General features: G+C 47.1%; 10 protein-coding genes. 8 read left to right on the top strand and 2 right to left on the bottom strand.

Annotated elements, in window-relative coordinates:
* Positions 1-11 precede the first annotated feature (11 nt).
* The 4 genes from ACP15R_RS19775 to ACP15R_RS19760 all read left to right on the top strand — a co-directional run bounded on the left by ACP15R_RS19775 (position 12) and on the right by ACP15R_RS19760 (position 4,765).
* The gene (locus ACP15R_RS19775; protein WP_224868371.1) at positions 12-1,277 is read left to right on the top strand and encodes a glycosyltransferase; all 1,266 of its coding nucleotides are present in this window, start codon (positions 12-14) and stop codon (positions 1,275-1,277) included.
* A gap of 62 nt (positions 1,278-1,339) precedes the next feature.
* Complete coding sequence (locus ACP15R_RS19770; protein ID WP_424987907.1) at positions 1,340-2,653, top strand: hypothetical protein; 1,314 nt, start codon at positions 1,340-1,342, stop codon at positions 2,651-2,653.
* A 27-nt stretch (positions 2,654-2,680) separates the two neighbouring features.
* Positions 2,681-3,397: a hypothetical protein gene (locus ACP15R_RS19765; RefSeq protein WP_424987906.1), complete on the top strand. Its 717-nt coding sequence runs from the start codon at positions 2,681-2,683 to the stop codon at positions 3,395-3,397.
* Positions 3,398-3,406: 9 nt separating this feature from the next.
* A complete protein-coding gene (locus tag ACP15R_RS19760) occupies positions 3,407-4,765 on the top strand; it encodes a glycosyltransferase family 4 protein (RefSeq protein ID WP_224868376.1) in 1,359 nt (452 codons plus the stop codon).
* Here ACP15R_RS19760 and ACP15R_RS19755 read toward each other — a convergent pair.
* Positions 4,752-5,942: a glycosyltransferase family 4 protein gene (locus ACP15R_RS19755; RefSeq protein WP_424987905.1), complete on the bottom strand. Its 1,191-nt coding sequence runs from the start codon at positions 5,940-5,942 to the stop codon at positions 4,752-4,754. The two genes, ACP15R_RS19760 and ACP15R_RS19755, sit on opposite strands and share 14 nt — an antisense overlap.
* Before the next feature lie 633 nt (positions 5,943-6,575).
* On the opposite strand from ACP15R_RS19755, the gene ACP15R_RS19750 reads away from it, so the two are divergent.
* Positions 6,576-8,462 (top strand): immunoglobulin-like domain-containing protein, encoded by a 1,887-nt coding sequence (locus ACP15R_RS19750; RefSeq protein ID WP_424987904.1) that lies wholly within the window; start codon positions 6,576-6,578, stop codon positions 8,460-8,462.
* Positions 8,463-8,532: 70 nt separating this feature from the next.
* Here ACP15R_RS19750 and ACP15R_RS19745 read toward each other — a convergent pair whose 3' ends face one another.
* The gene (locus ACP15R_RS19745; protein ID WP_224868382.1) at positions 8,533-10,506 is read right to left on the bottom strand and encodes a PKD domain-containing protein; all 1,974 of its coding nucleotides are present in this window, start codon (positions 10,504-10,506) and stop codon (positions 8,533-8,535) included.
* A gap of 145 nt (positions 10,507-10,651) precedes the next feature.
* Here ACP15R_RS19745 and ACP15R_RS19740 point away from each other — a divergent pair, with 145 nt between their 5' ends.
* From ACP15R_RS19740 to ACP15R_RS19730, 3 genes are read left to right on the top strand one after another with little or no spacing between them, the layout of a single operon-like run.
* Positions 10,652-11,935, top strand: coding sequence for a glycosyltransferase family 4 protein (locus ACP15R_RS19740; RefSeq protein ID WP_224868384.1), 1,284 nt, complete (start codon positions 10,652-10,654; stop codon positions 11,933-11,935).
* An 8-nt stretch (positions 11,936-11,943) separates the two neighbouring features.
* Positions 11,944-13,317: an oligosaccharide flippase family protein gene (locus ACP15R_RS19735; RefSeq protein WP_424987902.1), complete on the top strand. Its 1,374-nt coding sequence runs from the start codon at positions 11,944-11,946 to the stop codon at positions 13,315-13,317.
* A 9-nt stretch (positions 13,318-13,326) separates the two neighbouring features.
* Positions 13,327-14,553 (top strand): sulfotransferase family protein, encoded by a 1,227-nt coding sequence (locus ACP15R_RS19730; protein ID WP_224868388.1) that lies wholly within the window; start codon positions 13,327-13,329, stop codon positions 14,551-14,553.
* Positions 14,554-14,599: the final 46 nt, after the last annotated feature.

The raw sequence follows: 14,599 nt of genomic DNA, 5'->3' as shown, positions 1-14,599 counted from the left end.
GAAGGAACCTCATGGCAAAGATAGAAAATAGTGGGCGCATTGCCTACATCGCTCCTGAAATACCTGGTAAGTCCAGTACCTTCGTATACAACGAGATTCTTGAGCTGGAAAAGCTGGGGAAAACCGTTCTCCCATTTTCACTGCATTCGGTGGAGACTGGTGGTGCAGATGAACAGATTGTACGAATAGCAAAAAATTGCCACTACCTGTATGGGAAGAAACTGCAGCATGTATTAGTTGAAAACGTTAAGTTCCTGGCGAAGCATCCGCTAACCTACCTAAAGAGCGCGCGACATTGCCTAGGGGATAGCCTGCTCTGTGTAAAAGACCCAAAGCTCGCGTTAGGCCAGATATACCGTTTCCTGGTGGCTGGTTATCTCTCCAACAGGTTGCTCATGGAGAATATTGATCATATTCATTGCCATTTTTCGCATATCGCTACCGACATTGGAATGTATACCAGCATGCTGCTGGACACGCCCTTTAGCTTTACCGCCCACGCAAATGACATTTTTCAGCGTGCATACCTGATGCGACAGAAGGGTGAACGCGCGAAGTTCGTTGCAACAATTTCCACCTTCAACATGCAAGTGCTTAAGTCCCAGGGCATTCCTGCGGACAAAATGGTGCTGGTTCGATGCGGCGTAGACACCAATCAATTTTCTCCACGGGATCAGTCTAATCAGGAACGTGGAGTGGTTGTTCTTGGCTTTTTAGGTCGACTCGTTGAGAAAAAAGGTGTTGATATATTGATCAATGCGATGGCAAAACTATCGCCACACCAAACCAATATTAAGCTCGAGATCATGGGTCATGGACCGCTGGAGCAAAGTCTTAAAGCTCTCGTTCAAAGTCACGGATTGACAGAGAATGTCTCTTTCGGCGGTGCTCTACCGCACGATCTTGTTTCCAGTTGGTATGAAAAGATTGATTGCTTCGTGTTTCCCGGGAAAGTCGACTCCAACGGCGATATGGATGGCATTCCGGTCGTGTTGATGGAGGCAATGATGCGTGGGGTCCCGGTAATTGCAACTTCGGTATCGGGAATTCCTGAACTGGTAATTGATGGCATTACGGGAAGCTTGTCTGAACCTGACGCAAGTGCCTTGGCGGTCTCAATCCAAAATGTCGTAAATGAGACGCCAGAAAGCAGCGTAACAAAAATCAATAATGCAATATCAAAGGTAGAGTCAGAATTTAATCTCGCGAAAAACACACGAATTTTACGCGACAGCTTCGATATCAATCTCCAGCTTGAGTCATGCCAAATACAATAGCATTATTGGCTGTTTTAGTATGGCCATTTCTATCCTTACTGCTATACAGAAAATATAGTGCGTTGACGGCTACCTTCTGGACGATTTTTGGCGCATATATGTTTCTGCCTCAGAAGGTCGCATTTGTACTTCCTATCTTACCCAATATAGACAAGCAAAATGTTGCAGCGTACAGCGCACTCATCGGCTGCTTTCTTATTAAAAAGGTAAAGTTTCGCTTTCCGCCGACATTCAGCAGCAAGTTATTACTTGTTACCGGCCTGCTAATTTCAAGCCTGACGGTACTTACAAATCTCGATCCTGTGTTCACGGGAGTACGGGTGAAACCTGCCCTTTCACCTAAAGACCTAATTTCAATGACATTTCAGATGGCATTTACACTGGTTCCATTTGCCCTCGCGTCAATTCTTGTCAAAGACATAAAAGATGGCATTAATGTCCTAAGACTGGTCGCAATTGCTGGGGTTCTCTACTCGCCGTTGATGATTATCGAAGTGGTGCTGAGCCCGCAGCTCCACACATGGATCTATGGCTTTTTCCCCCATGCGTTTAATCAGCAAATCCGATTTGGGGGATACCGGCCGGTCGTATTCATGGGGCACGGGCTATTGGTTGCTAATTTTTCTGTTGTTGTCTTGCTCGCAATGACCGGACTATGGAAAGCGAAACAAAAGATCTTCATTCTGCCAAACATCGTCTTTGTTCTGTATGGATTATTCCTTCTCTTGATATGTAAGTCTGTTGGGGCTTGGCTCCTGGGTACGCTTGGCTTTCTTATGCTCGCGGTCTTGCCATCAAGACTATCGACTTTGGGCGCGTACATAATTGCATCCGCTGTATTTTTCTATCCAATATTGGCCATGTTTAACTACATCCCTCACGACAGACTACTGGAGCTGGCCGCCGTTTTTGGGCCTGATAAGGTTGGTTCGTTGGCGTTCCGATTTGGAAATGAAGAAATCATGCTTGCACATGGTCAGGAAAAAATACTGTTCGGTTGGGGAGGGTGGGACCGTAACCGTATTGATGGTGTGGTCACAGATGGTTACTGGATTATCAAGTTTACCCAGTTTGGTCTACTTGGCTATTTGGTATTCCTTGGACTACCGATGTTAGCAGTAAAAAATGGCAAAGCGTTTTTGAGTAAGATTCGTGATCCACAACATGCTCAGGTATGTGCGACTTTTTGCGTGACCATCGCAATGCTGATGGTTGATCAGATTCCAAATGCTTCGCAACACAATTGGGTGTTCTTTTTGTATGGCGCTGCCATCGGTATGTGTGCGAATCATAAGTTTCGAAAATCACGTCGACGTGAATCTGCGGATCGGGAACCCATAATAGGAAACTCGGCTGTGCAACTGCCAGCTCAATAAAATCTTCAGAGAAATTGTGAAAAAATCGTGGATATGTTTAGAAGTCTGATTAATGTAATAGGTAAACATCTAGTGCCATTTACAAACCCGCGTGTGGTGTGCCCGCCTGGAATAATCCCCAAGGGTAGTGGTAAGCCAATTATAGTAGCGTCTGTTATGCGTTCCGGAACACACTTGGCGATAGACTTGCTATTGAATAATTTCTCAGAGCTGGCGAAGAAACCGCTATATGTCGATGCTGACCAGCTATTTAGAAGTAAGATGAATAGGGACCAATATATCAATAATGGTCTGCAGATCGGGAGGTGTGTTGTCAAAACCCATTTTCCTCAGGCCGCGCCTGAAAATATGCGAGCGACTATCGAGAAGCTTGTTGAGCAGTCACATGTCATTCTATTACGTAGGCCGGTAGACCAGACGCTTCGATCGACTCAGTCTTGGGGTCTGGTAAATGATGTTGATCTATATAAACAAAAGGTAGACGACTTTTTTGAATTTTGGAGTGGAGTATCGAATGATGTGTTGGAGGTCAACTTCGATGAACTAACGGATCAAGAAAAGTTTCCCGAAATTGTTCAGAAAATATCAAGATTGACAGGGCTTAAGGCTAAAGCCAAAACATATTATCCCGTTAATCCAAAAAAAATCAGCACTATGATAATAACGAAGTTGGCAACGCGAATTTTTGGTAAACGAGCGCCGGTGATAAATACTGGAATTCGCAGTGGAATGACTCAGCACTAGGCCGACAAAATGAAAATTAAAGTACTGTTGGTAATTGAAAGTTGTAATCCAGAGCTAAGCTCGGTTCCGCTGGTTGGTTATAATTTTTATAAGATTATAAGTGACTTTGCTGATGTTCATTTGGTGACACATTGTCGGAATAAGGAAGCGCTTTATCGCGCAGGACATACCAGCGACATTACTTATTATGAGCAGACACGCACAGAGATTGCCTACTACAAACTAATAGCATTTCTCACGACTTTCCGCGGGCGAACTGTTTGGCCACTGCGCCACCTGCTACAGTTTCCAATCTATTTCTTCTTTAACCGTTTCGTTGATCAAGAATTTGCGGAGAATGTCGCCAACGGTGACTATGAAATCGTCCATGCGTTGACGCCAATTATGCCGCGATATCCGTATTCTATTGCCGCTGCGTGTCGTAAATCTGAGCGAGAAACAAAATTCATTCTTGGGCCTGTAAACGGTGGTGTTCCCTATCCAGAAGCCTTTCGGAACATAGGAAGACGGGAGTTTAGTTACTTCAATTGGATCCGCAGTGTCGGTGTATGGCTGGTACCCGGCTATCGTGCGACCTACAAGCATGCTGACGTAATTTTGACGGGCTCGTCATACACAGACTCCTGGTTAAAAAAGGTATTCCCATCACAGTCCGCCAAGATGCGTTTGATGTATGAAAATGCCGCCAACGAAATGTTCTATAAATCCGCTTTGCAAATTGGAAAAGAGGCGGAAAGTCGCAGCTTCTGTGAAGGTAAGTCTACAAATGCTAGGTCCATGTTCAAACTCCTGTTTCTGGGCCGACTGGAGCCATATAAGGGTTGTGATATGATTTTGGAAGCGCTGGCTGAACTTTCCGAAACGGATAAGGAACATTTGCAGTTTACTATCGTTGGAGACGGTTCCCAGAGGAAACAGCTAACGGATTATGTGGCGAATAACAAGTTAACTGCTCTGGTAGATTTCAAAGGCTGGATTCCGCACGCTGATGTACCGGCCGAGTGCAAAGATGCAGATCTTTTTTGTTTTCCGTCGGTTCGTGAATTTGGCGGAGCAGTTGTGATGGAATCGATGGCAGCCGGGACGCCATGTCTGGTCGTAAACAATGGCGGAATCGGTGAATACGTGACGGAAAATAGTGGTTTTAAGATAGAGCCAATATCCCGAGAGCACGTTGTAAAGCAGTTAGCTGAGAAAATCAGATTTTTGAAGGACAACCCTAAGAGACTTTTTGATATGGCCTTAGCGGCAAGGAAGCAAGCCGAGCTATATTCATGGAAAAATAAAGGCTCGGCACTGGAAAAAATATATAGGCAAGCAATAACGTCGAGTGAGTTCGAATCTATCGAGCAGGTCAGGCATGTATGATATGTTGTGCCAGCCGGTTGGCTACACGGCGGTGGCAAAATTTTTCTTCCGCAGTTGCACGAGCGTTTTCCGAGATGGCTTTTATTTTCCCACTATTTTCCAGAAGGAATAAAATAGCTCGTTTAATATCCTCAACATCTTTTTGCCGCACAAGCATGCCGTCATGCCCGTCCGTAATCATGTCTCTTGTTCCACCTATAATTGAGCATACGGTAGCAACACCGCATGCCATCGCCTCCATGATTGCTACAGGTGCAGCTTCGCCGAAGCCAAAACTTGTTAATACAAAAATATCTGTTGTCTGTAAAATCTTGTTAACTTCCTGCTCTTTTTTGAAGCCCATGAATACGACCTTGTCGGTGAGTCCGAGTTCATGCACTTCCTGCTCGAGCTTCTCCCGCATTTCGCCGTCACCGACGATCTTATAAATGAAGTTAAGGTTTTCTGGGAGTTGCGCTAATGCCTGCAGCGTATAGGTGTGCCCTTTGACATACGCCAATCGACTTACGGAGGTCAAGATGATTGGTTTGGTGCCGAATTCCGCGTAAGTACGTGGCAAAAATTTGCTCACATTTACACCCATTGGTACAACGTGTACCTGATCTCTAGGGTAGTTCGGAAGTGCGTCCAGAATTTCACTACGCAGCGGTTCTGTCACAGTGATAATTGCAGAAGCGCCTGATAACTTCTCTGGATGGTTGCGGCCATACTGATTGAGATTGCCATGAATACAGACACTGTATGTGAATTTACCCGACAGGGCACCGATCGCTACTATATGTGATGCATCTGCAGATGAATGGACATGAATATGTCCTATCTCTTTTGTTTTGCAATACAACTGAAGATTCGCTGCGAGCGGAATAAATAACAGGGTGCGCAACTTGTCTGAAAAGCTAGCCTGTAGCCGAAAGCAATATAGTACTGAACGCATCAGCCAAGGTAGATTTGCCAGGATGTGCGCAATCAGTCGTATGACTGGGATCTTCGTAAGGTAGTAGGTATCGCTAACCTGAGAAAAAAATTCGTGAAAGTTCTTTGCGCGCGGTTTGCGCGTGGATATGATTTCGACATGGTTGCCCGCTTCGCGGAGCGCCTGAATCTCACGCCAAAAGAAAATATGTGTTTGTCCGGGAAATTCTGGGATTAGAACTGCCATTCGTCTGCAGTCATGCATCTTAACATCCTTGTTTGATAATCAATTTCTACCTGCTATCACTTGGCGTAGAAAACACGCGATAGCACTAAAACCACCATACTCCTGAGATGTCTCCTTTTCGGGAGTGGAATGAAGGAATTACTTAGTAAGTTGATCCTTATGCGCGATCGATAACTAAATGTATCGCGTAGGCCGTATCGATATAGATGACGGATGGGATAATACCATAACGGCGCGAAGATCATTGACACAGTCGAAAGGAGACAGGGTAAATGCGCACCATTATTGCTATTTGCACGGATTCGCACTTGGTTAGTTTTCCCTATGGCGCTATCGGAAGGGTCACACCCTTGTCAGGGTCCCCTAATCCGAGCATCGAATTTTCACGAGCTGGTGGGCATAGGCGTACAAGCCACGACGGATGCGACACTAGCACGCGACGCGGAGATAAGCGTTTGAAATATTTTGATGGTTTGCCTGTTGTGCAAGCTAGTAGTTTGTTCTTATAGAATGGAAAATGGTGTGACCGATTAGTAAATCGTTTCACAAAAAGTGTCAATCGAAGCAAATATTCTCGTCTGAATCTGGAAAAGAAAAGCGGCTAACCCATACTTTTTCTGCTTTTTTGTACTGCGAGAGACGAGGTAACGAATGTCCAGGTATTCAATGTACGTTTTGATAATGCTCATTTGTACAGGGTGTGGAGGATGGAATCCACCGGATCCGGGAGATGGCGACACCAACAGTCCGCCAGAGATTCAATTGGTTGGTGCCAACAATATCCAACTGCACCACGGTGAAGCGTACGAAGATATGGGCGCCACGGCGAACGATAGTGAGGACGGAGACTTGACCGACCAAATAATCGTTACCGGCTTACCGATTACTTCAAATGTACCGGGTAACTACGTTATCGGATATCAGGTTACGGACTCCGATGGCGCATCCGCATCAATCGAACGACTGGTAAATGTCGCTGAAAACAACGCGCCTACGATCAATTTAAACGGAGCTGCCTCTCTAGAAGTGGAGCAGAATACAGAATTTTCGGATCCGGGTGCGACAGCGAACGATACAGAGGACGGAAATCTCAACGCGAAAATTGATGTCGCCGGGGAGGTCGATACCACAACGCCAGGCACCTACGAACTGATTTACAGTGTCACAGATTCCGCCGGCGCAACGGCAGAAACGACGCGAATGGTAACCGTTGCGCAAGTCAGTTCATCTTTCTCACATATACCAATTACCATTGAAAAGGCGGGCTTTACCACAATTTTACCCGCGTCTGATTCGCGTCTGATCTATGTAAGCAGCAGCACCGGGGATAATGCAAACGACGGACTGACTCCTGAAACAGCAGTTAATAGCATTACCCGCGGGAAGGATTTACTGAGAGATGGCAGCCCTGACTGGCTGTTGCTAAAGATTGGTGACGAATGGCAGGAGGGGCTGGGCAAATGGGTCAAAAGCGGACGATCCGCATCTGAGCCAATGGTTGTGACTGCCTACGGCGAGGGTACCAAAAGACCGCTCTTGATGAGCGGTACCAAAGATGGTTTGCGCGCATCCGGTGGGGGCGGATCGCCACTGATCATAGATAACCTTGTTTTTAGTGGACTTCATCTTTATTCCGAAACACGGGACCCCGATTCACCCAGTTTTACCCAGGTATCGACAAACCGCGGGATCAACTGGTATCGAGGCTGCAGCTACCTGTTGTTTGAAGATAATTACATCGAGCATTATAAAGAGGGTATTCAGATTCATGATCTGGACAATCTTGATATCAGTGGCGTGGTAATCCGTAGAAATGTAATTGTCGATTCTTATGCAACCGATACGCACTCTCAGGGCATTTATGTATCGCAGACTGAGGGGGTTCTTATCGAAGAGAACATCTTTGATCACAACGGTTGGCACGCGACTTATCCAGGTGCGGTTGCCACAAAATTTAACCACTCGATCTATATCCAGAGTGACAACACGGATATCGACATAAAAAACAATATTATTTCTCGCAGCTCAAGCCATGGCATGCAGCTACGACCGGGTGGAATTATCGAGGGTAACTTCCTGATTAGGAACCCAATTTCCATATTATTAGGTCGCGCCACAAATTCACCGAGCGATGGACAGATCATAAATAATGTGGTGCTAAATGGTAATGATATTGGCCCGGGTGATCTCCGTCGAGGTTGGGGTATTGATTTCAATACGCAGAATAATGGATTGGTGAAGAACAATATCGTTGCGCATGTGATGAGTGATGCAAGTAATCGTTTTGCGATCAAGGAGTCAGAAAATGCGACATACATCAACAACATTGTTTATAAATGGGAAGAGGGTACCGATGACCCTGGGAATTACATAGATCCAGAACGCACAATCGAAGAGTTCGATCAACTCATGGGTGGTGCCGGTACCTATGATTCGTTCATCGGCAATATCCGCGCACAATCGAGATTAACTTGGAATCCTGATTATTCGGTCAGGCAACTAAGACAATTTTTTGTTGATGGATTTAGCGAGCAATAGGTCATAAATTTGAGCATAAAAACGGCCGCCTGGAATACCAGGCGGCCGTTTTTATATCTGATGCGAATACTTACTGCGCTGGCGAAAACGCGTCTTTGAAGTATTGACGGATCTCTTCTACATCATAATTCGGATTAGGGGACCGCTGCGAGTGAGCGCGGATATTATTATAAAAGGACTCCATCGTGCCGTTTCCACCGGCATGGCTATCAAAATCATTGATTGTCAGCGCGGCGTTTACGAAACTACTGGCGGGTTCCGACTGAGCACCCCAGTTGTATACCGCGTTGCCAGAGCGTGTAGCTAAGTCACTCTCACGAATTGCGATAAGGTTTTCCGAAATCGATTCTTCGTGAGCGACAATGTTGTCGGTGATTTCCGCGGAGACTATACCAGTCGCCAGATCGATACCCCAGCCTCGCGGTTCGCTAGCAGATATATCACTTCCATGTAGAACAATATTATCCTTGATCACGCCTGGATTGCCTTGGGCCTGGTCTCCCCCTAGCATCAGCCCTATCGCGTTTTGCACCAGTACATTGCCGTCCATCAAGCCGCCTGATCGTAACTGAATTCCATTGCTAGAGCTCCGGGTGATAATGTTGTCAACGATTTCAATATCACGATTAGTGGTTTGAACATAAATAGCGTGGTTGAACATGGTTTTCTCTGCACCGGCAACCGAATCGTTCCATCCGATGTGGTCGAATATGTTGCGTTCTATACGTACATTGTCTGTTTTATCGAGATAAATACCCTGGGCATGACTGCCGGTCACATTATATGAGTCAATAAATACATTGTTCTTGATCAGGACGTTCCTAATGTGGAAGCCGTCTATTTCCTCGAGGGTAATAGCTTCTTTGTACAGCTCAAACATATTGTCTTCGATAAGGAGGCCGTTGGTTCCGCGAAACCAGGTAATACCCCGGTCATCCGACACACCGGTAAAGTTGTTCCCGGCGTTTGGATCGCGAGAAATCGCGTAAAAGTGCAGGCCGTGGATTACCAGAAAATCCACGTATTCCGGACTACCGCCACCCCCTTGGTAGCGGAATGCGGTCTCATCACGTGTGCGTAACAGAGGGCGGCTTTCGCCAATCCCGTAGCTAGTAATCACCATAGGCTCCGATGCACTGCGACCAGACTTGATCCAGCCGCCAATGCCTGTTTCCCATGTATCGCCACTCTTCAGCGCGAGCCAATCGGGATGGCCGTCGCGTAATAGGCGCGCCCCATGTTGGATGCTCTGCACCGGTGTACTGGAGGACAGGCCGTCATTTGCATCGTTGCCTTCTTGGCTACTTACATAGATAACCCGAGTATCATCCGCTGGCAGGATCTGGGTGTAGTGTTCCACAACCTGTGTAATGGGAAGATAGTCGAGGACCAGAATATGGGCGATATCGGAGTCAGTTCCTCCGCTTTCACTGGTTACGACGAGTGTGACTTCATAACTGCCCACAGACGCAGAGCTGAGTACTGGGGTCGCGCTATTAGGTTCAGAAAGTATTGCCGTAGAATCACTCGGGCCCGATGTGATTGACCAGCTATAGGTTAGCGACTCGCCGGAAGGTCCGGTGCTGGCGCGCCCATCAAGTGTAATATCTTCCCCATCGGCCCCGGAATAGCCGGTCCCGGCATTGGCTACAAGAGCGTCACTATCTTCCGCTATGACGACACTCACGGAATCCGTATCTGAAGCTGCGCCATCGTTTACGGTCAGGCGGATTTCATAGGTACCGGGAATATCCGCCGAAAAATTGGTTTCCACACTGGTCGAAGCGGAAAAGCTGGTTTCTGCTCCTGATGGTGCCTGCACAACAGACCACTGGTAGCTCAATGTATCGCCGTCTGCATCCGAGCTATCCGCACCATTCAAGATCACTGATTGCCCCGGCATGGTGCTTTGGTTGCTGCCGGCCTCCGCTACTGGTGCGCGATTATCAGCGGGGGGATTATTATTGCCGCCGTCCGATCCACTGCCGCCTCCGCAACCGACGAGCAATAGACAAATTACGCAATGAATAAAAAAGTACTTCATGAAAGATAATCCCTAATTTGGATGAAAGCTCGAATACATAAATCCATATTGCATTCGATTCTCGAGAGAGAAATTTTCGGACTGGTGAGAACTGTCGAAAACTATAAACCGACGGACGAACAGCTCGTAACGGATTCACGGTGCGATGACAGCAGTGCTTGAGCTATATGAATGGTACTACCTAAATGCCTCAAAAAAATGTGACGAACGCGCGAAATTGACCACCGCGATAAGAAAACATCGTTGTCTTCCAATCATTTACACATGCCGACCAGGGGCGATAAAATTAGCAACGGACCACAAGGCGAAATCACGGATGAATATTACTTTCGCATTTCCGGTACCCTCACTTAGTGGTGGGTGCCGCGTCGTTGCTATCTATGCTCAGGCTCTGTCAGATGCAGGCCACAAAGTTACCATAGTCTGCCCAAAATATAAGTACGGTGGGTTCTCAAACGGCCTAAAGCGGCTATTAAAAAGGCGTTTTTCCAAGAATTCGCCTATTGAGCATTCTCATTTTTCCCGGTTACACGGTGTCAATATCATTACTTTGTCGCCTGACCAGATGTCCAATTCCGATCGCTTCCCATCTGCCGATGTACTAATCACCACCTGGTGGAAAACCGTAGAGTGGACGCGGCATTTTCCAGTGGAAAAGGGCGCCAAATGCTATTTCGTGCAGCACTATGAAGTACATGATGAAATGCCAGTGGCACGGGTCAAGAAAACGTACGAGACTAGTCTTCCAAAAATAGTCATCGCCGAGTGGTTGGCGCATGTGATGGCGACTGAATATGGTGACAACGATACATTTCTCGTGCCAAACGCGGTGGATCATGAGGAATTTTATCGGCCGGCAAATATAACGATGTCACCGTTTACCGTGTGTGGCATGTATTCAGAGTCAAAATTTAAAGGCATCGATGTCACGCTCGCGGCGTTTTCCAGAGCAAGACAGATTGTTCCGCAAGCGAGACTGATTTTGTTTGGAGCAAGCGCTCCCAGCCCTTCAATTGAATTCCCCGACGGTGTTGAGTTTGTTCTATCCCCAGATCGAGAAGAATTGCGGGCAATATACTCGAGCTCCCGAGGCTATGTTTTCAGTAGCAGAAGCGAGGGGTTCGGGCTCCCAATATTGGAAGCCTTGGCCTGTGGGTGTCCGGTAATTGCGACCCGTAGTGGATGCGCACCTGATTATATCCGCGATGGCACTAATGGCTATCTCAACGGTATTGACGATATTTCAGCTCAGGCAGAATCAATCATCCGGGCACTGACACTCGATGATAATGAATGGAAGTTGATGTCCGGCGCGGCCAGCAAGTCGGTCAAGGAAAGTAGCTGGACAACTTCTGCCACACTATTTGAGCGGGCGCTCGTGCAAATTAGTGAGTGCAAAGCACAAGAAACCACTGCGGTGTACGTATGAGTAACCCGGTGTCTGAAGCACCTGCTAGTACTGGACAAGGGTTTAACCGCTATGTGATTCGCAGCGCGGCATTTTGGGTGTTTGGTGGCTACGCATTTGGTCAAATATTTCGTTTGGCTAGTAACCTGATCATGACACGACTGCTCGCCCCCGAGATGTTCGGAATCATGGCGCTTGCCAATGTCGTGATTGCCGGGATACAGATGGTCACTGATGTCGGCATCCAAAAAAGTATCATTCAGAGTAAGGCCGGTACACACAGAGATTTCCTTGACACCGCGTGGATACTGCAAATATTTCGCGGGATTTCCCTAGCCGCGATTATCTTTGGAATAGCAATTGCACTTTGGGTGGGTAGTTCTTCTTTGCCGGCAGAAAGCGTCTATGCTGATCCGGATTTGCCCGCAGTACTCGCGATTCTCGCATTTAGTCTTGTCGTTAGCGGTTTCCGCTCGACGAAATCCGCTACTTCAAATCGCGAACTTCGCTTGGCGAGAGTTACTTCGATAGAGCTTGCGTCACAACTTTTATCGATCATAACGATGGTCACCTGGGCTACATACTCCCCTACAATTTGGGCCTTGGTTGCGGGGACCATCGTAGCAAATGTTGCCAAAGTCCTTGCCGAGTATATCTTGCTACCGGGATATAACAATCGTTGGAAATGGCAGTGGGATCATGCTCGCGAGATTTTTCATTTCGGGAAATGGATCTTCGCCACGTCATTGCTTGGTTACTGGGTGCTTAATGGCGACAGGATAATTTTGGCTTTCGACATTACTGCAGCGGAAATGGGCATATATTCCATTGCAATTTTTATCGTTGGGTCAGTCAGGGGTGCACTAAATAGCATAATGCAGAAAGTGATGTACCCGGCGCTAAGCAGGGCAGTACGTGAAGGCGAAAACTGTTCAAATGTATATTATCGATTTCGGCTACCGTTGGATCTCATCATTTGCGGCTTCTGTGGTTTCCTATTTGTGAGCGGCTCAACACTAATTGAAGTGCTATATGATGACCGGTATAGCCAGGCGGGTCCATTTCTTGCAGTGTTAGCCATTGGCCTATTTGCGGATCGCTACCGTGGTTTGGGGCTATATTACCAAGCAACGGGCAAACCCAAGAAGATGTTACCCATTGCACTATCGAGGGCAATGATTCTGAGCGTTGGCCTACCTTTTTTCCTGTATGAATATGGCTTTTATGCCGCTGTGGTATTCCTCGGCATATATCCATTGTTCGTTGTACCCCTCCAGCTTTACCTGAAGTGGCAAGCAGGCTTGATGAGCATTACACGTGAAATTATCTATACCGCATTCCTGTTACCGGGCGTGATTACAGGCTACCTGTTTGTGGTATTCACAAAAAACTACATTGGATAGGACGACACATTGGAATCAGCAGTAACCGCGACGGCCAGTACCGCGCCAGTTTTTATTGTAGGCCCGCCACGGTCTGGTACGTCATTGCTGTCTGCAATTATCGGCAGTCACAGCCGCATTGCCTGTGGCCCAGAAACAGACCTGTTCAGGGCGTTGCCGATCAAGCGCGCAAGGTCACTGGCGCAAAGCAATAACAGGATTGCGAAGACAATAGAGCAGCTTGACGAAATCCGATATCCAGATGGTCGAAGTCTTGCGAGTCATTTTGGCTTGAGCAATGAACATTTACGTAAACAACTCGATACCCGGCATGATTTTGTAAAGGCAGTTTACGCAGCAATACCTGAAGCTTTTGCAGAGGTACAAGGTAAGCAACGTTGGGCTGAGAAGACGCCCCGCCACTTATTCTACGTCGACACCATTAGAGCCCTTTTCCCGGATGCGAAGATTATTCGTATTATTCGCGATCCGCGTGATTCAATACCGTCGGTGATTAAAAATATCGGGCTATCCACTTCATATATCGCTGAATTTTACCGGTGGATGGGCGTATATATGAAAAGTTCGAAGTTCTTTGCGCAGGATGCAAACAGCATTACCGTTCGCTACGAAGATCTTGTCACTGACCCGGCGGAAAAAGTCTCAGAGATTTGCCAGTTTATCGGCGAAGAATTTGAACCACAAATGCTTGAGCGAAAAGGCGCTGAGCTTGTCCGGGTGGCTTCAGAGACTTGGAAAAGCGATATAGACAAGAAAATTTCGGCTGACAACATCTACGGCTGGAAGTCGAAGATGGATCCAGATGTGGCAATAGCGGCATCTCTGATCTGCAGCGAAGCACTGTTAGAACTCGGATACCCAGATTCCAGGTTGCCCGAGCGAGAGTTGATGGTTTATCCCTTGGGCGAAAACTTCGGCGCTGCGAATGAACAGCATATCCTTGAGTGCGCGAAGCGTGGACTTCGGTATCGCCCTTACGATGACACCTACCCAGAGTCAATTAGTGCGACATTTAAGGTGATACCTGACGTTGTACTCGGTGATATTCCACTCGGAAAGAAAACTTCAGTGCGTATCTTTCATACTCTGTCGGCAAGCTTGCAGATAATATTCAGATTCTTGACGGCTCGCCCGGTTAGTATCGACCCTGATGTGGATCTAGGTGTCGGATCACTTAACCGTTGTATTGGCAAGATCGCCCTAATATTTGGAAAGCAGCAAAGGCTGGCGCCGTAGGGGCAAAGCAGGATTCAATGAGAATAGGCGACTGAAAATTTCAGAA

This window comes from Microbulbifer sp. S227A, assembly GCF_049800935.1.
Note: the sequence above shows the minus strand (reverse complement) of the source record. Positions and strands in the feature narration are given on the sequence as shown.